This window comes from Limnobacter sp. G6BE5S (genome assembly GCF_058448965.1).
Genome location: NZ_JBZFLM010000003.1, coordinates 323,454 through 346,658, shown reverse-complemented (window position 1 = coordinate 346,658; position 23,205 = coordinate 323,454). Strand labels below are relative to the sequence as shown.

Below are 23,205 nucleotides of genomic sequence, written 5' to 3'. Positions count from 1 at the left end.
CATTGTGCCAAACAAGTGCTTGAATTGCTGGAATCGGCACTCAAATCGTCGTTTTCAGACCCATGTGCTTGAAATGATTTAAAATACGGCCAATTCTAAAAAGGCATTTTCCTTGAGCGCACTGTTCTTCAAACTCAAAACCACCTCGGGCAAGGCCCGACGCGGTGAAATCACCACAGCCCATGGCGTCATTCAAACGCCGATCTTCATGCCAGTGGGTACCTATGGCACCGTGAAGGGCATGACCCCGCGCGACCTCACCGAGATCAATGCGCAAATTATTCTGGGTAACACCTTTCATTTGTGGATGCGGCCGGGCCTGGACATCATGGAAAAATTTGGAGGCCTTCACCAGTTCATGGGCTGGAAAGGTCCAATTTTGACCGATTCTGGCGGCTTTCAAGTGTTCAGCCTTGGTGCCATGCGCAAAATCAAGGAAGAGGGTGTTCATTTTCGCAGCCCCGTGAACGGCGACAAATTATTCCTTACGCCTGAAGAAAGCATGCGAATTCAAACGGTGTTGAATTCCGACATCGTCATGATTTTTGACGAATGCACGCCATACCCTGCCACCCACACCGAGGCAAGGCTGTCCATGGAAATGTCCATGCGCTGGGCCAGGCGGTCTCGCGATTCATTCGATGCACTGGATAACAACAACGGTTTGTTTGGTATTGTGCAGGGCGGTATGTACGAGGACTTGCGCGACATTTCGCTACAAGGTCTGGAAGAAATCGGCTTTGATGGTTATGCAATTGGTGGCTTGTCTGTTGGCGAACCCAAAGACGACATGCAACGTATTTTGGCGCACACCGCGCCGAAGCTGCCCCAAAACAAGCCCCGTTATTTAATGGGTGTTGGCACACCAGAAGATTTGGTGAATGCCGTGGGGCAGGGCATTGACATGTTTGATTGCGTGATGCCCACCCGCAACGCGCGCAATGGTTGGCTATTTACGCGCACAGGCGACATTCGCATTCGCAACGCAAAATTTCGCAACGATGACAACCCGCTCGATTCGACCTGTACTTGTTACACCTGCAAAAATTTCTCACGGGCGTACTTGCATCACCTCGATCGCAGCAAAGAAATTCTTGGTGCGCAGCTTAACACCATGCACAACCTGCACTACTACCTGGAATTGATGCGGGAAATGCGCGAAGCGATCGAGCAAGACCGCTTCGACGAGTTTGTGAAAGAATTCAATGCGCTGCGTGCACAGAATGCCCAACAACTTCCACAGCCACTTCAGGCGGCACCGTAGGCGCCAGTCCAAACTGGTCGAGAATCAGTAACACCTGCTGGTGCAGGTCGATTACCTCGACCATTCGTTGATGATCGGTTTCACCAATTTGCGCAAGCCGCTGGGTGGTTTTCAATTGACCATGCATTAGTTGCCGTTGCTCACCCAACACAGGCACGTTGGGTTCCCACTGCGCATTTTCAATTGCTGTCAGCGAAGTAACCGCAAAGCCCACGCTTGCGCCATGCACATTCACCACCAGAATACTTGATTCATGATTCAGACTTTGACGTGCTGCACCCAGCCATTGAGCCAGGTCAAATACGGGAATGGATTCATCGCGGTGAGTCAGCATGCCGAGCATGGGGTTGCTTCGCTCAAAAATTTCGATGTCAGACCGGTAGGGAAGTACTTCCCGCACTTGCTCAATTGGCGTAGAAAATTCGGTGTCCAAACGGTACACCATCAACCGGTCTAAACCGTGGGCAGGCCTGCCTTGCTGACTTGCTGCGTCCAGTTGGGCCGACGCGCTGGCCTTGGCCAAAATACCGGCCAGTTCAATCAGTTCCTGGTCTTCGCTGATTCGCGGGCAAGACAGCACAAAGTACTGCGGGCCACGTTGTGAATGCGGGTCTTCTTTTGAAAACACCGTACAGGGCAAGGCCCCCTCAAGTTGCGCCGCTTTGGGCAAACCAAAGCCAGGCAATGCAATCACTGAATTGTGCGGCACATGAACAATGTCCAGAACTTTGTCGATCAGCAAGGCAAGCGGGTTACCCGCTACCCGAATCACAAACGCCTGTTGCGCCGGGCATTGCGTTTTACCGGCATTGCCCAAGCCCAAATAGCTTGCCAGGTCCACTGCGGGAATGGTTTGCTCCCGGTAATCCAGATTGCCTTTGTAAAACCCACCGGAGTATTCACTGGGCAGCAACACGGGGTTGACCACCGTGGTTTCGATGTCTTTGGGATTCACCGCAAACAGCGTTGACATGCTTTGCATCAACATCAGCGGTGTTCGCGTGTTCAACGCGGTGTCTTCATTCGATGTTTGCAGTTCAAGCGATTGGCGATGCGGCTCAGGGTCTTTGGCTTTGGGTAAACCTGGCAAGTCGAACAAGGCTTGCGTAGAAAGCACCTGAACCAGTTGATTCAATTCGCTGTTCATCAGGCTGCCAGCAAAAATGCTGCCAATACAATCGGCGGAATTGACCGTGTGCATATTGGCTGGGTTTGCAAAAAACAGGGCCTTGACCTCGTCGGCAATCAAACCGAGCAAATTGTTTTCGTGGGCGATCAGCAAAATACAGCCCGGTGCATAGGCATGGCCAGGGCGGTTCAAAAGGCATTCCAGATCGAGTACGGGAATGCTGACGCCGCGCAAGTTCAGGCCACCTTTGATCCAGGGCTGTGGGCAAGGCAAGGCCATGAGTGGGTGAAAGGGCACCACTTCCCTGACCGACTTCATGGGCAAGGCCAAGGTCATTTCACCAATTCGAAATGAACCAAAGCCCTGTTCGTATTGGCTCAAATCACTCATGCAGCTTTACTGCCAGTGTGTTTCTCAAGTCCGCCAGTCAGTTCTTCAATCAGCCGGTTCACGGCAATGGCCAACTCGCGTTGCTGTTCTGCTGAACTGGTAATTTGCTTCACGCTTTCACCGGTCTCGGTCACGCTGCTCAAAATGCCGTCAAAGCTTTGTGCTGCGTTCTGGCTTACCTCTACGCCTTCCTCAACCTGCGCAACCGATTCCTCAATCAGAGTGGCGATCTCGCGTGCAGCGCTTGAGCTGCTTTCAGCCAGCTTGCGCACTTCGGCGGCCACCACTGAAAACCCAACGCCGTGTTGCCCGGCGCGTGCAGCTTCAATGGCAGCGTTGAATGCGAGCAAGTTGGTTTGGTTCGCAATGTCGCCAATGACCCGCACAATTTCGGAAACCTTGCTGGAGCTGTTCTGAATGGCATGGATTGCAGCAATGGATCTTTTCAATTCCCTGCTGCCCAGGTTCGCCGCGTCAAGGCCCTTTTGTGCCAGTTGAGTGGCCGTGGCCGAGTTGCCGGAAATGTCGGTAATGCTTTCCACTAGTTTGGAAACCCGTTCCCGCATTTCGCCCGACTTTTTGTTGATACCCTGTTCCAACATCACTTCTTTCGTTACGTCGTAAGCGTACTTCACTACTTTGACCACGTTGCCATTCAAATCCAGAATGGGGTTGTAGGTGGCTTGAATCCACACATCCCGATTGAACTTGCCCACGCGGTGAAAGCGACCGCTGACGAATTTTCCTTCGTTCAGTTTCAACCAGAAGTCGCGGTACTCTTCGCTTTGTGTGTATTCCAGCGTGCAGAAAATGCTGTGGTGCTGGCCTTGAATTTCTCGCGAGGTATAGCCCATCGCGTTCAGGAAGTTGCGGTTGGCATTGAGCACATGGCCGTCCAGGTCAAATTCAATCACGGCTTGACCCAAATTGATCGCTTCTACCTTGGCTTCAAATTCCGAGTTTTTCAGTTTGCTGTTGGTCACGTCGCTGGCAAACTTCACCACTTTGACCAGGTTGCCGCGTGGGTCGTAAATCGGGTTGTAGGTGGCTTGAATCCACACCTCACGCTCACCCTTGGCCACACGTTTGTATTCTCCCGATTCAAACTGACCGCGGCCCAGGCTTTCCCAAAAGGCCTGGTACTGCGGTGTGGCTGCATAGGCGGCATCCACAAACATGCGGTGGTGGCGGCCCGTGATTTCTTCAGCCGAGTAACCCATCAGATTCAGGAAGTTGGCATTGGCTGACAGCACCTTGCCCTGCATGTCGAATTCAATCACGGCCTGCGAACGATCAATTGCGCCCAGTTTGCCTTCTGCATCCAGTCGCGACAGTTTGGATTCGGTGATGTCGTGGATCATCAGCACCACTTTGATCAATTTTCCGTCCAAGCCAATCACCGGGCTGCGGGTACCTGAAAGCCAAATCTCTTTTCCACCCACGCCCTTGTACCTGAATTCGCCAGCCAAGTTCTTGCCTTCCCGCAGGTCATTCCAGATCTTGAAGTGGCTACTGTCGTTGCGCTCTTCATCGAACATCAAAAAGCCTTCCGACTTGTCGGCCAGGTCTGTTTGGCTGTAACCCAGTGATTTCTGTATCAACTCATTGCTGCTAAGAATTTTCCCTTCGGCATTTAATTCAAGAATGCAACTGGTGCTGGACACAGAGTCCATGCGTGCCTGGGTTTCAATTGCGTGCAATTTGGATTCGGTGATGTCGCTGCAAAACTTGACGATTTTGACGGGGTTGCCTTCCAGGTCAAGAATCGGGTTGTAGCTGGCTTGAATCCAGATTCTTTTGCCATGGTTGCCCACGCGCAGGTATTCTCCCGAATCGAATTCGCCTTGCCCCAGCTTGCGCCAAAAAGCGCGGTAGGCGCCGCCACTGCTTTCTTCTTTGTCGACAAACATGCTGTGGTGTTGCCCCACAATGTCGTCTAGCGAATAGCCGGTCAAGCTCAGGAAATTCTCGTTGGCATTCAAAATGTTGCCACCCAGGTCAAATTCAATAATGCCTTGTGAACGGTTCATGGCGCTGACTTTGCCATCGTCTTCAATGGCCTTGATTTTTGCGGCCGTGATATCGCTTGCAAATTTAACCACTTTCACCGGCTTGCCATTCACGCCAAGAATGGGCGTATAGGTGGCTTGCAACCACACAGGGCGGCCTTGTCGGTTCACGCGCATGAATTCGCCAGACTTGAACTCGCCCGCAGCCAGGTCTTTCCAGAAATTGCTGTATTCCTCCGATTCTGCATAATTTTTTTCGCAAAACTGGCGGTGGTGTTGCCCCACAATTTCCTGCAGGCGATAGCCCATGGTGTTCAGGAAATTGTCGTTGGCCGCCAGAATGCGGCCGCTGGTGTCAAATTCGATCACCGCCTGGGTTTTGTCGATGGCAGCCACTTTGCCTTCATTTTCAAGTGACTTGCTCTTGGCCTCTGTAATGTTGCTTGCAATCTTGATCACCGACACCAAATTGCCGTCGTCGTCCCGTACCGGGTTGTAGCTGGCCTGGATATACACCTCCTGGCCCTGTGAATCCAGTCGCAAAAACTCGCCGCTTTGAAATGTACCCTCGCGCAATTTATCCCAAAATTGTCGGTATTCGTCTGATTCAGCGGTGTCAGCAGTGCAAAACAGGCTGTGGTGCTTGCCCAGTACATCCTCTTGCGCGTAGCCAAAAACATTCAGAAAGTTCTCGTTGGCATACAGAACATTGCCGTCCAGGTCGAATTCAATGCAGGCTTGACTCTTGGCCAAAGCATTGAACAGATGAGTACGGTGATTGTGCGTCTGCTCTGTATTGTGGGTCATGGTTTGCCTTGCTGATCAGAATGGGTTGGCTCGATTGGGGTAAACACCATTGTGTGGGGCCTTGGCTGGGTCAATCACCCGATAAAACAGGTAATCACAGTTCAATTGAAGTTTTTCCGCTGTTGTGAATCGCACATTTGGGTAGGGGGGTAATGCAGGGGGGATGGGTTTGATTGCCTATCTGACAGGCTTTCAGTTTGGCGTAAGTTTTCGCTTTGATACTCGTTCGCAAGCCTAGGCTCGGGAGGGATGTGACTTCGTATTCCGTGCCTGCGGTTAACAACAACCTTAAAAAGGAGACAAGCGATGAGCAACCCAAAGGGCGGTGATGCCTACTGGAAAGCGACAATCGGCCTGTTGACCAAAATCATGATCGTGTGGTTTTTGGTCTCTTACGGCGCCGGCATTCTGTTTGTTGAGCAACTCAATCAATTCAGCATTGGTGGTTACCCACTGGGCTTCTGGTTTGCACAACAAGGTTCTATCTACACGTTCATTATTCTCATTTTCTACTACGCGAAGAAAATGGGTCAGATTGACCGCGAACACGACGTTCACGAAAACTAAGGAGATTGCTGATGGATTTGCAAACAATCACCTACGTGATCGTGGGTTTGAGTTTTGCGCTGTACCTCGGTATTGCGTTTTGGGCTCGTGCAGGTAGCACGGGTGAATTTTATGTGGCCGGTGGTGGTGTACACCCCGTAGCCAACGGTATGGCGACTGCAGCGGACTGGATGTCAGCTGCTTCGTTCATTTCCATGGCCGGTTTGATTGCCAACATGGGTTACGGCGGTTCCGTATTCCTGATGGGCTGGACCGGCGGTTATGTGTTGCTGGCGATGTTGCTGGCTCCGTACCTGCGCAAGTTCGGCAAGTTCACGGTGCCTCAGTTCATCGGTGATCGTTACTACTCCAACACAGCACGCACAGTGGCTGTGATCTGTTTGCTGGTTGCTTCCATTACTTACGTAATTGGACAGATGACCGGTGTGGGTGTGGCCTTCTCCCGATTCCTGGGCGTGTCCGCTGAAGTGGGTATTTATGTAGGTATGGGTATTGTGTTCATGTACGCTGTGTTTGGCGGTATGAAGGGCATTACCTACACGCAGATCGCACAGTACTGCGTGTTGATCATGGCTTACACCATTCCTGCCATCTTCATTTCCTTGAACCTGACAGGCAATCCATTGCCTCAACTGGGTCTGGGTTCCGACATGCTGGCCAACAGCCAACCCATGCTGGCTACCTTGGACAAAGTGGTGATGGACCTGGGCTTTAACCAGTACACCACGACTCCCGCGGGCGGCAGCTACCTGAACACGTTCTTCTACACAGTCAGCTTGATGATTGGTACCGCGGGTCTGCCCCACGTGATCATTCGCTTCTTCACTGTACCTACAGTGGCCGATGCGCGTTCATCTGCTGGTTGGGCATTGGTGTTCATCGCAATTTTGTACACCACTGCACCTGCTGTTGGCGCAATGGCCCGTTACAACTTGCATGCAACGGTCAACGCCAACGTGGCAACAGGCGGCGACTTGTTTGCACCTGAAGCAGCTTTGGAAAACGACAAGAAACCAGCCTGGATGGGCCGTTGGGAAACTACAGGCCTGTTGAAGTTTGAAGACAAAAACGGTGATGGTCGCATTCAGTACTACAACGACAAGTCCAAAAACGAAGCATTCCTGGCCAAGGCTGAAGCAGCAGGCTGGAAAGGCAGCGAAATGACAGTGAACGCCGACATTATGGTGTTGGCCAACCCTGAAATTGCACTGTTGCCCAACTGGGTGATCGCCTTGGTGGCTGCTGGTGGTTTGGCTGCTGCGTTGTCGACTGCTGCTGGTTTGTTGCTGGCGATTTCGTCTGCTGTGTCTCACGACTTGATCAAGGGTGTGTTCAATCCAAGTATTTCTGAAAAGAACGAATTGCTGGCCGGTAAAATTTCCATGGCCTTCGCGATTGTTCTGGCCGGTTATTTGGGCTTGAACCCACCGGGCTTCGCGGCGGGTACTGTGGCTTTGGCCTTCGGTATTGCAGCATCAAGCTTGTTCCCTGTGATCATGATGGGTATTTTCTCCAAGACCATGAACTCCGCGGGCGCAATCGTGGGTATGTTGAGTGGCTTGGCGGTAACCCTGTTCTACGTGTTTGCACACAAGGGTATTTTGTTTGTCAACGGTACTGAGTACCTGCACTTGGTGGGCGGCGCCAACGGCTTCTTCGGCATTACGCCTGAAGCCTTCGGTACCGTGGGCGCGATTGTTAACTTTATCGTGGCCTACCTGGTCAGCAAGGTAACAGCACCACCCCCAGAGCACATTCAGCACTTGGTTGAAGACGTACGTACCCCGCGTGGTGCAGGCGTTGCAACTGGTCACTGATTGACTGTTCAACAATAATCACTGCCTTCATTGAAAGGCAGGGCTTGAGAAGCTTGAAAGCCCGGTGAGAAATCACCGGGCTTTTTTATTGTTCTAGAGTAAAACTGTTACTTCCACTCTCAAAAAAATGCTCCAATGCTTCCAAGCTGCGCATGTACCCAAGGGTGGCTGGCCAAAGCGGCAATGAGTAAACCCAGCAGCAGAATAATTCCGAAAGGCTTCAGTGGGCTTGTTTTAGCGGGTGTCGCAGGCAAATTAGTGGATGCTTTCGCGGTGTTTTGTTGCGTAGGCTGCGTCTTGCTTTGTTCTACAGGCATGCTGTTTTTGACCTTTTCCGGGACCACTTTGCCTAAAAACCACATGGCTGCGCTAATCACGATCAAATCGTCGGTGATGCCAAAGAGCACCAGAAAATCGGGAATCATGTCGATTGGACTGAACAGGTATACCACCACAGCCAGCATGAAACCCTTGATCCATTTGGGCGTGTCGGCATGCCGAAAAGCATGCCACAACATGCGGCTATGGGTCTTAAGCGCTTTGAGCTTGGTAAGAACTGGAAAAAAACGAGTAAAAAACATACACAGCACTCAACTATAAAAGAGGAAACATTGTGACCCAAGCACCCTTGATGATCCAGCGTTCATGCCGAATCCCTGTGCCTTTGGCGGACTGTTTTGCTTTGTACACCCGTTTGAAAGCGGATGAATATATTCACAGTGACGCATTAATTGCGCCCATTACCCGTATAGAAATGATTCTGGGCAAATCGTTCAATGAAGTGGGTGATATTCAGCGAATTACCTTCAAGGGTGGCGCTGTGATTGACGAAGAAGTGTTGGCCTTTGTTCCGAATCGGCAGTTTGTTTACAAAGGAACCGGTTTTAGCCAGCCTTTGCTGAACTGGCTTGACCATGCAAAAGGCTCATTTGAATTTGAGAAGGACGGCGACGGCACCCTGGTGACCTGGCGCTATCTGTTTTATTTAAAACCCGGCTTGGGCATTGGGCCCAAGCGACTCGTATTCAAGGCAGTGATAGTCGACTTGATTTGGCACCGGATGATGAGCAAAACACTGATCAATCTGACGCAAATCATTACGCTTCGCACCTTGCAGGCAGGAAAAAAATGATGAATCCATGTTTTAAGAACGGTCTGCGCATTGCGGCCGTTTTCAGTTTGATGATGCTGGTTTTTTTGGGCTTTCAAACCACTGCACGCGCGCAAACAGTAAGTGGCCACGAACCCAGCATTTGCGTGTTTGATTTATTGGGTGCTAAAGGACCCATATTTAATTTGGCGCAAGAATATGCACTGGAAGGCCGAAAAAACGGCTACGGCTTCAAGCCCGTGGTGTACACGAATGAGTCGATTGCAACGAAAGATTTTGAAATTGGTGTGTGCGATGGCTTGGTAGCAACCGGAATTCGCACGCGCAAGCACAACAGCTTCACAGGTAGCCTGGATGCCGTGGGTGGTTTGCCAAATTATGATGCCGTGCTGTTGGCCTTAAAGTCGATGGGCAGCCCACAGTTGCAACCCGTAATGCAGCAAAGTGATTTTGAAGTGGGCGGGGTATTGCCCTTTGGTACGGCGTATGTGTTTGTGCGCGACCGTGAAATTAATTCATTGGCCAAAGCGGCAGGCAAGCGTGTGGCGGCTTTGTCGCATGACGAATCGCAACGCCGGCTAATAGAGCAGGTGGGCGCGCAGCCCATTGCTGCGGATGTATCCAATTATGGGTCGATGTTCAACAACGGTGCCGTGGACATTATCGTGGCGCCTTCCATTGCCTATTCCCCCTTGGAGCTGTACAAAGGCCTGGGCAAGAAGGGTGCAATCATTCAGTTGCCCGTGGCCATGGTGACTTACCAAATCATTTTGCGTAAGTCCAAGTTTCAGCCGGGTTCAGGCCAAAAGTTACGTGCCTTTGTGGCCCAGGAAATGCCCAAGGCATTGAATGCTGTTAAAAAAATCGATCGGCAGATTCCTGACAAAGCCTGGTTGAAAATGACGGATGCCGACAAGCTGGAATACACCACCATGATGCGCGAAGCCCGCATCAGCTTGAGCAAAGACGGCGTGTACGATGGATGCGCCTTGCGTTTGCTCAAAAAAGTGCGTTGCTCACTGGATGGCAAGGCCTCGGAATGCAGTTTGCCTGAGGGCTATACCGTGCCCAAGAGTTGCCCCATACAGCCCATGTAATCGGGTGTTGTATTAGCCAATTACCACTGGGGTGTCGGGAAGCTCGTTCTTGCCACCCCCTTCGTGTGGAAAGTGTTCAATCAATTTCTCGCTCACGGCTTGAATGCCGCGCAGTGCGCCTTCCGCGTAATGCCCTTGGGCGAATTCAGATTGAATCGTGCGGCACAATTCTTCCCAGTACTGGGTACCCACTTGGGTATGAATACCCCGGTCCGCCACAATTTCAATGGCATGGTCCGCCAGCAACACGTATATCAGTACGCCGTTGTTGAGTTCCGTATCCCACACGTGCAATTCACTGAACACCTCGATTGCGCGTTGGCGAGGTGTTTGCCCTTGTAACAGTGGTTGAAGTTCTATCGAACTTTCCACTGCAAATCGAATTTCCCCAGAGTGCCGCGTTTCACTGGCCTTGATGGTTTGTGCAATGCGCTCCAGGTGCATGGGCGAGAAAATTTGCCGCACATGGCGCTCGGCTGTCATCAGGTGTTTCAGAATGCGTTCAATGCCCATGCTTACCACCTTCCCGAGGCACCACCGCCTCCAAAACCGCCGCCACCACCACCGAAGCCTCCGCCCCCGCCAAAGCCACCACCGCCACGGCCGAATCCACCACGCCCGCCGCCAATGCCGCCCACGGAATTACCAAACAATGTCAGCAGTGCTGCCACCACAGCGGCAAGCACGGCAAAAATAACAGCACCCGCAAACAGCCAGGCCACCACAAATACCAATCCACCGGTGGCCAAGGCAGCAGGCAGTTTTCCAACGGCCTTGCGTAAAAATCCACCAATGAAAAGTGTTCCCATGAACAGAAGTGGTGCAATGTCTTCAATGGTACTGGAGGAACTCGTTGTGCCAGTGGTAGCGGGGGCGGGCAAGGGCTCGCCTTCGATGACCTTGATTATTTGGTCTACGCCAGCCGTTACGCCGCCCGCGAAGTCGCCCTGTCGAAATTGCGGAACAATGATTTCGTCAATAATGCGTTTTGACGTGAGATCGGTGAGCACACCTTCAAGCCCGTAGCCCACCTCAATACGCAGTGCCCGGTCTTGCAGGGCCACCACCAAAATAGCCCCATCATCAATATTCTCGCGGCCAATTTTCCAACTCTCGGCCACACGCAAGGCGTATTGCTCAATCGTTTCAGGTTGTGTTGTTGGTACCAGCAGCACGGCAATCTGGCTGCCCTTGCTGGCTTCAAATGCCTGTAGTTTTTGAATCAGTGCGCTTTGCTGCTCGCTGCTTAAGGTACCCGTGGTGTCCACCACCTGAGCGCTTAATGGGGGTACTGGTACTTCTTGTGCCCACAGCAGGCCTGGCACTGGAATGAGTGCCAGCGCCAACAAGCCACAAAGCCAAAACCGGTCAATTGCATCGCTCACAGCGACCATCACTTGGTACCGAAGTCCACAGTGGGCGGCTTCGAAATAGCGGCTTCGTTTTCAACAGTGAAGCTTGGTTTTACTGCATAACCCATCACCATCGCGGTGAGGTTGTTGGGGAATGAGCGCACGGTGATGTTGTATTCCTGAACGGATTTAATGTAGCGGTTGCGAGCCACCGTAATTCGGTTCTCAGTGCCCTCAAGCTGTGTTTGCAAATCCCGAAAGCCCTGATTGGCCTTCAGGTTGGGGTAGTTCTCGGTAATCAGCAACAAGCGCGACAACGCACCGCTGAGTTCACCTTGCGCCTGCTGGAATTTGTTGAATGCTTCCGGGTCGTTGATCAATTCAGGAGTGGCTTGAATGGACGTGGCTTTTGAGCGTGCCTCCACGACCTGTGTCAGTGTTTCCTGTTCGAAATTTGCCTCGGCTTTCACCACATTCACCAGATTGGGTACCAGGTCGGCGCGGCGCTGGTATTGGTTCAACACTTCAGCCCAAGCCGCTTTGACTTGTTCATCGTTGCTTTGAATGGTGTTGTAACCGCAGCCGCTGAGTAGCAGTGCGAACATTAAAGTGAATAGAGAGAAAACGCGATTCATGTGAACGCTCCTAGTGGGTGGCTAGCCTGATTGTGCAGTGAATTGAGGTTCTAGGGCTAGTCCTGATGAATTTCTATGACCTCTTTTGTTTTTTCATTGTTATAAAGAACGCGCAACGCAGTGTTTGGGTTTAAGGCGTTATTTCCCGCACTTAAGCTTTTCTGCACGCGTGGGTCTGCAAGAATAACTTCAGGAAGGTTATCTGTCCCGGTGCCAGGTTCAATATAGATCCATTGATCGCGCACAGGTTCAGAGCATTGGCTATCGAGTTCAATTCGAATATCTTGGCCGTCTATGATGCTTCTATTGATCCAAAAATAGACATCTCCACGTAAGCAGGTAATTTTTAAGAGTTGCCTTGATTGCCATACAAGTGTTGTATCCACAATGCTGTTTGTTCTCAGAATTTCTTTATTCTTTTCGAGTTCAGGGTGTGAACTGTTGATGTGAGTGTGCAGGCGGTACACGAAGTCGGTGGTCGCACCTTCGCTGGTTTCACTCCATGTGGCTGCAAGATTACTTTCCGAGTTTGCTGTGCTTGAAAGCCTCATCAATTCGGAGGGCGTGGGTTGGCAGCCGACAATTGCAAAGAAGGTCAAATACGTCAAGTATTTCATCCTCAGTATCCTTTTCGTTTAGCGAAGTCGATTCCGTTGAGAATCTGTATTTGATCTCTTGGGTCGTCGCCATACGGCGCATCGTCAGTCCAATCACCAAAGGAATTGAGTGTGGTTCCCGCTCTACTTTGAGCCCAGCCAGCCGCTCTTAGCAACACTTGCTCAGGTATACCAATTGCATAACCGATTGCGCCGTAATGGAAGTTACCAAAGTCGGCATACTGAGGGCCTTTTTGCTTGAAATCCCAAGGACCTTTGTTTCTGACCTGATTGTAAAACCACAATAAGTCGGAAGGTGAAAGAATTGCGCCAACACGCTTTGCTGCGTATCGCATATTCATTTCGATGAACACATTTGGAGGGGGACAGGGGGTACCAACAGCAACATTGTCGGTCAAGCAGGTCTGGTCGTTGGACATTTTGGATTATCCAAAATACCAGATGTTATTGAATAAGTTGGCGAGGTGACAAACTTCACCTCGCCTCACTTCAAAGCGGATTACTTCTTCATCATCTCGAAAAACTCTGCGTTGTTCTTGGTCTGGCGAATCTTGTCCATCAAGAATTCCATTGCAGCGATTTCGTCCATGTCGTGCAGCAAGCGGCGCAACACCCAAATCTTTTGCAGCAAATCGGGCTTGATCAGCAGTTCTTCGCGACGTGTGGAAGAACGGTTGATGTTGATGGCTGGGTACACACGTTTTTCCGCCATGCGGCGTTCCATGTGAATTTCCATGTTGCCGGTGCCCTTGAATTCTTCGTAAATCACTTCATCCATGCGGCTGCCGGTGTCAACCAGTGCAGTGGCAATAATGGTCAGTGATCCACCTTCCTCAATGTTACGGGCAGCGCCGAAGAAACGCTTGGGGCGGTGCAGGGCGTTGGCGTCTACACCACCGGTCAATACCTTGCCGGAAGAAGGTACCACGGTGTTGTACGCACGGGCCAGGCGTGTAATCGAGTCGAGCAAAATGACCACGTCGCGCTTGTGTTCAACCAAGCGTTTGGCCTTCTCGATCACCATTTCCGCAACCTGCACGTGGCGGGTTGCTGGTTCATCGAATGTCGAGGCAATTACTTCGCCGCGCACTGAGCGCATCATTTCTGTTACTTCTTCGGGACGCTCGTCGATCAGCAAAACGATCAAAGTGATGTCGGGGTGGTTGGCGGTAATGGCATGTGCAATATGCTGCAACATGACTGTTTTACCCGACTTGGGCGGTGCCACCAGCAGGCCACGCTGGCCTTTTCCGATTGGCGCCACCAGGTCGATGATACGGCCAGTGTTGTTTTCCTCGCCCCGCATGTCGCGTTCCAGCTTCAGGGGCTGGTTCGGGTGCAATGGAGTCAGGTTTTCAAACAGAATTTTGTGCTTGCTGGCCTCGGGCGCTTCGCCGTTGACCTTGTCCACTTTCACCAGCGCAAAGTAACGTTCGCCGTCTTTGGGGGTGCGAACCTCGCCTTCAATGCTGTCACCTGTGTGCAGGTTGAAGCGGCGAATCTGGCTGGGCGAAATATAAATGTCGTCCGGGCTGGCCAGGTAAGATGTTTCAGGTGAGCGCAGGAAGCCGAAGCCGTCAGGCAGCACTTCTAGCACGCCGTCGCCGAAAATTTGCTCGCCGTTTTTGGCGCGTTTTTTCAGAATGGCGAACATCAATTCCTGTTTGCGCATGCGGTTGGCGTTTTCAATTTCAAGGCCACCAGCCACTTCAAGCAGGGCAGAGACGTGTTGCGTTTTTAGTTCAGATAGATACATGTTTGGCTATTTGTGTAGGTGGCGAACGCCGCGAGGTAAACAGGTTGACAAAGGGTGGGAGTTTTGCTGCGGTGAGGGGTTTTCAAGCCCGGCACACGCCGGGCGGTTTAAACAATATTGTATTACAGGTGACTGTCGATGAAAGCGGCCAACTGGGATTTGGACAAGGCGCCTACTTTCGTGGCTACCACTGCACCATTCTTGAACAACATCAAGGTTGGAATGCCGCGAATGCCGTATTTGGCGGGTGTTTCTGAATTCTCGTCCACATTCAGCTTGGCGATTTGCAACTTGCCCTGGTATTCCGAAGACAGGTCATCAAGAATGGGCGCAATCATTTTGCAAGGACCACACCATTCAGCCCAGTAATCCACCAGCACGGGGCCGTCGGTACTCAAAACATCGCTGTCGAAAGATGCGTCACTGACGTGTTTGATCAGGTCACTGCTCATTTAAATCCTCAAGTGGGTAATTGCTTTGGGGGTGTTCACAAAGCGTGTCCGGGTGATTAAAGCACACGCGCAGACCATGAAAGTTCTTCATTTAAGAAAATGCTATTCTGAATGGTACAGCGAAATCGAACTGAAACACAAACCAAACACGCGTTTTGACCCAACACATCATTTCCATTGACCCTTTTCAAGCCACACCATTCAGGCTTGCATTCGATTGGCTGGCCCAATCGGAACTGGATGCCCAGCAAGTATTGTGGGTCATGCCCCGTATTGAAACGGTGGGCAGCTTTAAACGGTGTTGGGCGCAGCACCACGCCGGCCTTGCCGCACTGGGGCCCTGGGTGCAAACAGCAGACCGTTTAAGCCAGCCCGCTGCCATGGGCCCGTGGTTGGCCTTGCAGGCCGATTTGGTGGGGGTGTTGCGTGAATTACCCTTGTTGGGCGGTGGTTCATCGCCCTCGCAGTTGTGGGGTTTGGCGCAGGAATACCTGGAGTTGGCCTTGCGACAGGTGTTGGTGCAAAAACGCAACACAAACGCGCTGGCCGAGTACGCAGAGCACAACACTTTTGCCTGGGAAGAGGCGCAAGTGGTGGCCACACTGGCCCAAACCTATCAAGCAGAATTGATGGATTTATTGCCCAAGCCGGCAGAGCCCGTGGGCAGGCAGCCACTTCAAGTGGCGTGGTTCGACGACGGCGAGACCGTGCCGGGCCTTTGGCTTGAGTTGTTTTACCCCGGGGTGCCGGTGCAGGTGTTCAAATTGCCCGCCATTGAAGGTCCCCAACCCTGGCAAGCCTTGGGCGCCAGTCGCTTTGCTGAAAAACCCAACCCGGTGGTGTTACAAGTTGCGCCCGATGAAACCACGCAAGCTCAGCAAGCAGCCCATCAAATTCTGGAATGGTTGCGCGCCGACCCCACCACTGAAATAGCTGTGGCCGTGCTTGATCGATTGGCTGCGCGCCGCATGGTGGGTTTGTTGGCCGATGTTGGCGTGTTGGTGGACGACCGCACGGGTTGGCGTTTGTCCACCTCGAACGTGGCAGGCTGGTTTGACCACCTGTTGCAGCAATTTGTTGAGCATGGGCAGTTAACGGCGGTTACCCAACCCTTTACCGGCCTGCCACTTGAGCATTTGGAACCCTGGGCTTTCGGCAAATCGGGTAGCCGATACACCTTGGCGCAGTGGGCTGCAGCTTTTGCAGCCTTGTTTGAAAAACACGGCCTTGACCTTGCATTGCAGCCCGATGAAGCAGGGCAGCAGTTGCTGACCGTGTTGGGCCTGATGCAACAGGTGCCTGCTGAAACCGAATTTGATGCGAAGGAGTTTTTGGCCGCCTGGCGCAGTTGGGCCGAATCGCAGCGTTTCCGCCCACTCGACATTGAAAGCCCGGTGCGCATGGTGCCGCTGCTGAGTACACGCATGCGGCCATTTCAGCGCGTGTTGGTGTTGGGCTGTGCGCAGTCGCATTTTCAGGAAAGTCCGCCTGGTTTGTTGCCACCCGCCGTGGCACAGGAACTGGGTTTTCCAGGGCCACGCTTGGCCCGCATTCAAAAAATTTCCGCGCTTTATGAACTGCTTTTGCACAGCAGCGAAGTGACCCTGTTGCACAGTGCACAGGTGGCTGGCAAACCTGAAATGTTGTTGCCCGAATTGACTTGGCTTGACATTGTGTTGCGCGATTGCGCCAGTGTTGAACAACACTGGTCGAGCAGCTGGCACCGCACACCTGCCAACCTTGAAATTGAAGTGCAAAGACAAGCGGAACAGGCCCTGCAAATTACGGCCTTGGGCAATGCGGGATCACTGCCCGATTCAATCCGCGTAACCGCATTGGACGATTGGGCCGCTTGTCGCCTGCGTTTTGGTTTAAAGCATGCGCTGCCTTGGCCGCAGCAACGCGAAGAGGCTGCCATGCGCTATGAACAATTGCGCGGTATTTTTGTGCACAAAGTGTTGGAAAAAACGGCGCAACACATGGTGTTGCCAGGGCAGCCAGTGAACCAGTTGCAGGCCTGGAAGCAAACTTTGCTGGATCAGGCCCGCTTGGTCTGGAACAACCTTGAGTTGGCGCAGCAGGCCACTGTTTATCCCTTCCTGAAATTTTTTGATCAAATTGTTCCGCGCCTTGCCGGCAAGTTGATGGAACGTCAAATTCAGGGCTGGCAATTCAAGGGGGCCGAGCAGAAGGTAGAGCACAAGCTGGTTCTTCAACCAGGTGGCGCGTCGCTTGCGTTGAAAGGTCGAGTCGACAGGCTCGACATGCGGGGTGATTCACTGGCCATTTCCGACATCAAATTCACCAACCCTGCCGTGTTGAAAAAACGGTTGGCAGATCCCTTGAGCCAGCCGCAATTGCCCGCCTACCAAGCCATGTTGAATAAGCCGGGCGCGCAACTCGATTTTTTGGGATTGCACAAAGACAAGGTGGATTGGGTCAGTTTTCCGCCATTGAGCGATGAATACCGAGAGCAAGGTTTTGAATCCTGGGGCGATGTGCTGCTCAGTGAACTTTCACAGGAATTGAATTCATTTTTTGAAGGCCAGGCAGTGTGGCAGGCCAACCCTGGCGATGCCTGTGAATATTGCGCAGTGCGCAGCGTGTGCCGGCCGGAAACACACCCTGCATTCAATGGTGGCGATGCGGGCGAGGAGGGTGAAGATGAGTAATTTCACCGCCACTGCCTGTAACCCAGCCAACAGTGTTGTGGTTGAAGCCTGTGCGGGCAGTGGCAAAACCTGGTTGCTCACCGCGCGCCTGTTTCGCTTGTTGCTCGAGGGAGCGCGACCAGATCAGATTCTGGCAATTACCTTTACCCGCAAAGCCGCACAGGAAATGCAAGAGCGCCTGTTTGACTTGTTGCGTGAATGCGCCTTGTTCAGTGACGACAAACTGAGCGCCTTGTTGATTGAACGCGGCGCACCCGCAACTGAATCCAACCTGAAAAAAGCGCGTGCGCTGGCAGGCGAAGTGCTGACCAATTCCCGCGGTGTCACCATAGACACCTTTCATGGCTGGTTTGCATCGCTGTGCCAAATGGCGCCGCTGGCCAGCGGTTTTTCACGGCAAAGCGAGCCCACAGATCAAACCCTGTTCTGGATGGACCAGGCCATTGATGTGTTCACCGTCAACTTGCTGAACCAACAATCGGATTTGCTTCCCGCCTTCGATACCTTGGTCTCGCAAATGGACCGCGCCGTGGTGCGCCAGGTGCTGCAACATGCGTTGACCAATCGCGTGGCCTGCAGCCTTTGGTTGCACAACAATGTTGCGCCACCCTTGAATACCGTGTTTGGAATCGATGAGGGTGACGATTGGCCACTGCAGGTTTTGAAAAACCAGCATTACCTTGCGCAGTGGGGCACCGCCGCCCGCTGGCTGGCCTTGGGCACAGCCAAGCAACAGGGCAATGCTGTGGAAATAGAAAAGGCGCTGACTGAATTGCGGGAAGGTGGCGACGCTGCCAGCGCATTTGAGCAGTTGAAAGCGGTGTGTTTGACCGCAAAAAATGAGCCCAGCAAAGCGTTCAGCAAACCCACAGCCGGGCAGTTGAAAGCCGGCGTGGTTGACACCGAATATGTGCAAACGCTGGAGGATTTGGCGCTGCAAACCGTGCAGGCCTTGCAGCTGGAAAAAGACCAGCTCGACATGCAGGCCACAGCCGCATTGGCGCAATTGATCGAGCCGCTTTTTGAAACCTACAAGTTGATCAAGCTGGAACAGGGCTTGTGTGATTTCGATGACCTTGAAGCCACCGCATTGGCCATGTTGATGAATGATGAGCAGCGTGCCTACATGCAACAAAAACTGGACACGCGCGTTCGTCATTTGTTGGTGGACGAGTTTCAAGACACCAATCCCGTGCAGTGGAATATTCTGAAGCTGTGGTTGCAAGATTACAGTGGCGATGACAAACCCAGTGTGTTTTTGGTGGGCGACCCCAAGCAATCGATTTACCGCTTTCGCCGTGCAGAGGCGCGTTTGTTCAACCACGCTCGCACTTGGCTGGTTGAAAACTTTGCAGCCAAAACACTCGAGTCGGATACCACGCGGCGTTGCGCGCAGGCGGTGGTTGACGTGGTTAATACTGTGTTTGAGCCGGGGCAAACCCGTGGCCAAACAGCCTTTCGTACCCATGCCAGTTTGGCTGGGGCAAGTGATTCGTCGCTAAGTGGTTTGAACATTTACCCCAAATTGCTGAAAGAAGACGGCGGCCCCGATGAAGCGAAGCGTGTGGTGCAAACCCTGCAGCAATGGCTGGGCAATGGCAGCATCAACAATTTAAGTGAGGTGATGGTGCTGGTGCGCGCCCACAAAAGTGGTGTGCCCCTGATGGCTGCTTTGCGTGAAGCGGGTCTGGCTTACACCATCAAAGACAAGGGTGAGCGTTACACCTCGCAAGTGTGGCTGGACACGATTGCGCTATTGGGATTTTTGAATGATCCACATGTCAATTTGCATGTGTTGGAATTGCTGCGTTGTCCGCTGATCGGGCTTTCTTCAGCCCAGTTTCAGGCATTGATTCAGGCGGGAAAAACCACGCAAGCCAACACTGTTTGGGCCACGCTTGAAACCCTGGCCCAGCAAAACGAGCAACCATGGGTGACCCTGCATGCGCAACTGTCAAATTGGTTGAACATGGCGCGTGCCTTGCCCTTGTTCGAAACCTTGTCAAAGGTGGTGGCCGATACACACGCTTCAGAAAAGTACTTGAATTCGGCTTCGCCCCGACAGCGGGTCATGATGGCCGAGCATTGGGATTGGCTGAAAGCCTGGGCGCTGGGTTTGAACAAAGGGCGTTTTCCGAGTGTGCAGCAGGCATTTGATGAGGCTGTAAAACTGCGGAACTATGCCAGTTCAGACAGCGAAGGCGCAGCGAACAACCCCGATGTACTGCGCATCATGACTGTGCATTCTGCCAAAGGTTTGGAGGCAGATCATGTGTGGTTGTTCGACGCGAATTCCTCGCCCAGGCCGGGCGGAAGCAATGCGGGTTTGCTCATTGATTGGGCTTTGGGTGAATCTCATCCCAACTCGGTCACTGTGATGGGCAATTTGAGCAGCCCCAGCCCCGGCAGGGCCGCTGCGCAAGCCATAGAACAACAGGCCTATGCCGATGAAGAAGACCATTTGTTGTACGTGGCACTAACGCGCGCGCGGTTCTCCATTCACTTAAGTGGCAGCGACAAGCGCGGTGCCACCAAGGGGTGGTATGAGCGCCTGCTGCCTTTTGCCACGCGCGTGCACGACACCTGGCCGCAGCCGAAGTCGCCCGCGCATGGTCCTGCTCAAATTGAACTAACTGGTTTGTTCGATCCACCTGCAACGTGGGTTCGCCCGCAGTTTCCGGTGCTGAAGGCCCTGAGTACGCCGGTGGGCAAGGTGGTGCCACGCCTTACAACGCCCGAGTTACGCAAGGGCACCGCTTGGCACGCAGCGCTGGAGTGGGTCGATGAGCTGGCTGTTGTGGAGTTCGGCGACTGGTGGGCAAAGGTGCAAGTGCGTTGCGAGGCGGTGTTCAAACCCTTGCAGCACGATGAAGTGCAGGATGTGCAACAGGCTTGCCGCCAGTTGGTGAACAAAGCTGATCTGCAGTTGTGGTTACATGCTGCGGGTGCCAGCAACAACCGCGTGTTCAATGAACTGGAATGGGTGCTGGGCGATGGGCGCGCTTTGCGGGCCGACCGGGTGCTTGAGTTGCCCGATCGATTTCTGGTTCTGGATTACAAATGGGCGGTCAACCCCGGCAATTTGCCGGGCTACACCCAACAAGTGCTTGAATACGTGGGTTTAGTTGATCAAACCCTGAACAAGGGTGCCAAGCCAGCCCCCACACAAGCTGCACTGATTGACCGGCACGGCGAAGTTCACTGGCTGACTTCGGTGTAGAATTCAGTTTGGCGGGCCTCCCCGCATGGCGTAGCGGCCAACTTGGTCAGGTCCGGAAGGAAGCAGCCACAACCGTGAAGTCAGTGCCGGGGTTCTGGCTCGCCTCTTACTTTGTTGGACCCAACTCTTGGACCCAATCTGAATGAATCAAACAGTTTCCCAGGCTTTGGCTCGAAAATGGCGACCGCGAGACTTTGATTCGCTGGTGGGTCAAGCCCATGTGGTCAAAGCGCTTTCCCATGCGCTAGACAATCAACGCCTGCATCACGCTTATTTGTTCACCGGCACCCGCGGGGTGGGTAAAACCACCATCGCCCGAATTCTGGCGCGTGCCGTGAACTGCGAACAAGGCATCAGCCGTACGCCTTGTGGCAAATGCCAGGCCTGCGTTGAAATCAGCCAGGGGCGCTTTGTCGATTTGCTGGAAGTGGATGCGGCCACCAACACGCGCGTGGATGAAATGCGTGCACTGCTGGAAAACGCCATGTATGCACCCACTGCGGGCCGCTACAAGGTGTATGTCATTGACGAGGTGCACATGCTGTCCACCAGCGCCTTCAATGCCATGCTGAAAACGCTCGAAGAACCGCCGGGCCATGTGCTGTTTATTTTGGCCACCACCGATCCGCAAAAAATCCCGGCCACCGTGTTGTCGCGTTGCCTGCAGTTCGCTTTGCGCCAATTGCCGCCTGATCAGTTGGCCGACCACCTGGCGCACATTCTGACCGAAGAACAAATTGCCTTTGAGCCTGGTGCCTTGCGCCTGTTGGCCAAAGCCGCCCGTGGCAGTGTGCGCGATGCACTTTCGCTGACTGACCAGGCCATTGCCTACAGCGCAGGCCATGTGGGTGAAGAAACCGTGCGAACCATGCTGGGCGCAGTGGACCAGCAAGTGGTGCACCAGTTGCTGCAAGCCCTGGCACAGGGCGATGGCAAAGCCCTGCTGGAATTGAGCAATGCCTTGGCCACCGCGAGTGCGCCGTTTGGTGCCATTCTGGATGAACTGGCTGCCATTGCCTATCGCCTTTCAGTGGCGCATTTTGCGGGTGGGCTCGATGCAGACGACCCCGACCAAGCAGCCCTGCAAAACCTGCAAGGTGCTTTCGGTGCAGAAGACCTGCAATTGATTTACCAAATTGCCACCCACGCCCGCGCTGAATTGCATTTGGCCCCCGAGGAAGCAATTGGTTTTTCCATGGCCTTGGTGCGCATGCTGGCTTTCAAGCCGGGTGGGCAAGTGGCCGTGGCGGGCAGTGCAGCCCCAGCGTCGGCAAAAGCGTTCGCACCGGTAGCACCCAAAGCGAGTGTGCCTGTTCAGCCGGTCAGCAAACCGGTGCCTGTTGCGCCGGTCAAGGCTGAAGTGCCGCAAGCTGTTCCGTTGGCCACTCGGCCAGCACCGCCGCCTGCACCCACGCCTTCGTTGCCTGATAATTTTGATGAGTCACCGCCTTGGGACACTGCCGATGATTTGCCGGTGGCCCAGGCGAAGCCAGCCGCACCAGCGCCAACGCTGCCAGCTGTGCATGCACAATCGGCCAGTGGTGATTTGCCCAGTGCGGCCAACTGGCCACAAGTTTCTCAGGAAGTGCCAGCTAAGGGCTTGACCCGCCAAGCGCTGGTGCAGGCCGAGCTGGTCGAAGCCAATCGCGACGGCGATGTGCTGCAAATTGTGTTGCGCACCGCCATCAAGGCATACACTGAACCAAGCATGGTGACCCGGCTTGAAGCTGCGCTTGGTCAGTACTATGGCAGCACCGTGCGTTTACAAATGCAGTTCGGCGAAGCGCAGCAAACTGCGCATGCGGTGCAAAGCGAAACCCGCAGGCAGGCCCTGGAAGGCGCGAAACAGGCTTTGCAGGCAGATCCGTTTTTGAAAGACATACAGAACTTGATGGGCGCAACGGTGGTCTCAGGTTCAGAACGCACGCTGAGCAACACAGGCCCAGCCGATATTTGACAGGAGAGAATTCAATATGAACATGATGAAAGGCCAACTGGCCGGCTTGATGAAACAAGCCCAGCAAATGCAGGAAAAAATGGCCAAGATGCAGGCCGAGATTGGTGCATTGGAAGTGGAAGGCCAATCCGGTGGTGGCATGGTGAAAGTGGTCATGACCTGCAAGCACGATTGCAAGCGCATTACCATTGACCCCTCGCTGTTGGGCGAAGACAAAGACATGCTGGAAGACCTGGTGGCCGCCGCGTTTAACGACGCCGTGCGCAAAGCCGAAGCAACCATGACTGAGAAAATGTCTTCAGTCACGGCGGGCTTCCCCATGCCCCCCGGCTTCAAAATGCCATTTTAATTAT

The 23,205-nt window shown here is 53.2% G+C and carries 19 protein-coding genes and 1 other RNA gene; 10 read left to right on the top strand and 10 right to left on the bottom strand.

What is annotated here, in order from left to right; translation table 11 throughout:
* Positions 1-112 precede the first annotated feature (112 nt).
* Complete coding sequence (gene tgt, locus ACVL1J_RS07365) at positions 113-1,264, top strand: tRNA guanosine(34) transglycosylase Tgt (RefSeq protein ID WP_341236749.1); 1,152 nt, start codon at positions 113-115, stop codon at positions 1,262-1,264.
* Here tgt and ACVL1J_RS07360 read toward each other — a convergent pair.
* Positions 1,203-2,783 (bottom strand): chemotaxis protein CheW, encoded by a 1,581-nt coding sequence (locus tag ACVL1J_RS07360; RefSeq protein WP_341236750.1) that lies wholly within the window; start codon positions 2,781-2,783, stop codon positions 1,203-1,205. The two genes, tgt and ACVL1J_RS07360, sit on opposite strands and share 62 nt — an antisense overlap.
* Entirely contained in the window at positions 2,780-5,599 is a 2,820-nt protein-coding gene (locus ACVL1J_RS07355; protein WP_491665233.1) for a methyl-accepting chemotaxis protein, read from the bottom strand. Before ACVL1J_RS07355 ends, ACVL1J_RS07360 begins: the two co-directional genes overlap by 4 nt.
* Positions 5,600-5,905: 306 nt before the next feature.
* On the opposite strand from ACVL1J_RS07355, the gene ACVL1J_RS07350 reads away from it, so the two are divergent.
* Both ACVL1J_RS07350 and ACVL1J_RS07345 read left to right on the top strand, forming a co-directional pair.
* On the top strand, positions 5,906-6,166 hold the full coding sequence (locus ACVL1J_RS07350; RefSeq protein WP_159568806.1) for a DUF4212 domain-containing protein: 261 nt from the start codon (positions 5,906-5,908) through the stop codon (positions 6,164-6,166).
* A gap of 11 nt (positions 6,167-6,177) precedes the next feature.
* Positions 6,178-7,983: a sodium:solute symporter family protein gene (locus tag ACVL1J_RS07345; RefSeq protein ID WP_341236752.1), complete on the top strand. Its 1,806-nt coding sequence runs from the start codon at positions 6,178-6,180 to the stop codon at positions 7,981-7,983.
* Between the two features lie 119 nt (positions 7,984-8,102).
* On the opposite strand, the gene ACVL1J_RS07340 is transcribed toward ACVL1J_RS07345, so the two are convergent.
* The gene (locus ACVL1J_RS07340) at positions 8,103-8,564 is read right to left on the bottom strand and encodes a YkvA family protein (RefSeq protein WP_341236753.1); all 462 of its coding nucleotides are present in this window, start codon (positions 8,562-8,564) and stop codon (positions 8,103-8,105) included.
* A gap of 32 nt (positions 8,565-8,596) precedes the next feature.
* Between ACVL1J_RS07340 and ACVL1J_RS07335 the strand changes: the two genes are divergently transcribed.
* Together ACVL1J_RS07335 and ACVL1J_RS07330 are read left to right on the top strand one after the other, a co-directional pair.
* Complete coding sequence (locus ACVL1J_RS07335) at positions 8,597-9,115, top strand: SRPBCC family protein (RefSeq protein ID WP_159568803.1); 519 nt, start codon at positions 8,597-8,599, stop codon at positions 9,113-9,115.
* Positions 9,115-10,191 carry a putative solute-binding protein gene (locus tag ACVL1J_RS07330; protein WP_491665232.1) on the top strand — a complete coding sequence of 359 codons (1,077 nt, stop codon included), beginning with the start codon at positions 9,115-9,117 and terminating at the stop codon, positions 10,189-10,191. The genes ACVL1J_RS07335 and ACVL1J_RS07330 overlap by 1 nt, the downstream gene beginning before the upstream one ends.
* A 12-nt stretch (positions 10,192-10,203) precedes the next feature.
* On the opposite strand, the gene ACVL1J_RS07325 is transcribed toward ACVL1J_RS07330, so the two are convergent.
* The 7 genes from ACVL1J_RS07325 to trxA all read right to left on the bottom strand — a co-directional run bounded on the left by ACVL1J_RS07325 (position 10,204) and on the right by trxA (position 15,003).
* A complete protein-coding gene (locus ACVL1J_RS07325; RefSeq protein ID WP_341236755.1) occupies positions 10,204-10,704 on the bottom strand; it encodes a TPM domain-containing protein in 501 nt (166 codons plus the stop codon).
* A gap of 2 nt (positions 10,705-10,706) precedes the next feature.
* Positions 10,707-11,585 carry a TPM domain-containing protein gene (locus tag ACVL1J_RS07320; protein WP_341236756.1) on the bottom strand — a complete coding sequence of 293 codons (879 nt, stop codon included), beginning with the start codon at positions 11,583-11,585 and terminating at the stop codon, positions 10,707-10,709.
* The gene (locus ACVL1J_RS07315; RefSeq protein WP_341236757.1) at positions 11,585-12,178 is read right to left on the bottom strand and encodes a LemA family protein; all 594 of its coding nucleotides are present in this window, start codon (positions 12,176-12,178) and stop codon (positions 11,585-11,587) included. The genes ACVL1J_RS07320 and ACVL1J_RS07315 overlap by 1 nt, the downstream gene beginning before the upstream one ends.
* A 56-nt stretch (positions 12,179-12,234) precedes the next feature.
* Complete coding sequence (locus ACVL1J_RS07310; RefSeq protein ID WP_341236758.1) at positions 12,235-12,795, bottom strand: hypothetical protein; 561 nt, start codon at positions 12,793-12,795, stop codon at positions 12,235-12,237.
* A gap of 2 nt (positions 12,796-12,797) precedes the next feature.
* On the bottom strand, positions 12,798-13,214 hold the full coding sequence (locus ACVL1J_RS07305) for a polymorphic toxin type 44 domain-containing protein (protein WP_341236759.1): 417 nt from the start codon (positions 13,212-13,214) through the stop codon (positions 12,798-12,800).
* A gap of 80 nt (positions 13,215-13,294) precedes the next feature.
* Entirely contained in the window at positions 13,295-14,551 is a 1,257-nt protein-coding gene (rho, locus tag ACVL1J_RS07300; protein ID WP_008250210.1) for a transcription termination factor Rho, read from the bottom strand.
* Between the two features lie 122 nt (positions 14,552-14,673).
* On the bottom strand, positions 14,674-15,003 hold the full coding sequence (gene trxA / locus ACVL1J_RS07295; RefSeq protein WP_159571900.1) for a thioredoxin TrxA: 330 nt from the start codon (positions 15,001-15,003) through the stop codon (positions 14,674-14,676).
* Positions 15,004-15,158: 155 nt separating this feature from the next.
* On the opposite strand from trxA, the gene ACVL1J_RS07290 reads away from it, so the two are divergent.
* From ACVL1J_RS07290 to ACVL1J_RS07270, 5 genes are all read left to right on the top strand, one after another.
* Positions 15,159-17,675, top strand: coding sequence for a PD-(D/E)XK nuclease family protein (locus tag ACVL1J_RS07290; protein WP_491665231.1), 2,517 nt, complete (start codon positions 15,159-15,161; stop codon positions 17,673-17,675).
* On the top strand, positions 17,668-20,895 hold the full coding sequence (locus tag ACVL1J_RS07285) for a UvrD-helicase domain-containing protein (RefSeq protein WP_491665230.1): 3,228 nt from the start codon (positions 17,668-17,670) through the stop codon (positions 20,893-20,895). Before ACVL1J_RS07290 ends, ACVL1J_RS07285 begins: the two co-directional genes overlap by 8 nt.
* A gap of 10 nt (positions 20,896-20,905) precedes the next feature.
* Positions 20,906-21,002: signal recognition particle sRNA small type (gene ffs, locus ACVL1J_RS07280), an RNA gene on the top strand.
* Between the two features lie 35 nt (positions 21,003-21,037).
* Positions 21,038-22,852, top strand: a complete 1,815-nt coding sequence (gene dnaX / locus ACVL1J_RS07275) for a DNA polymerase III subunit gamma/tau (protein ID WP_341236762.1) — start codon at positions 21,038-21,040, stop codon at positions 22,850-22,852.
* Between the two features lie 22 nt (positions 22,853-22,874).
* Complete coding sequence (locus tag ACVL1J_RS07270; protein WP_040512993.1) at positions 22,875-23,201, top strand: YbaB/EbfC family nucleoid-associated protein; 327 nt, start codon at positions 22,875-22,877, stop codon at positions 23,199-23,201.
* The last annotated feature ends 4 nt before the right edge of the window (positions 23,202-23,205 follow it).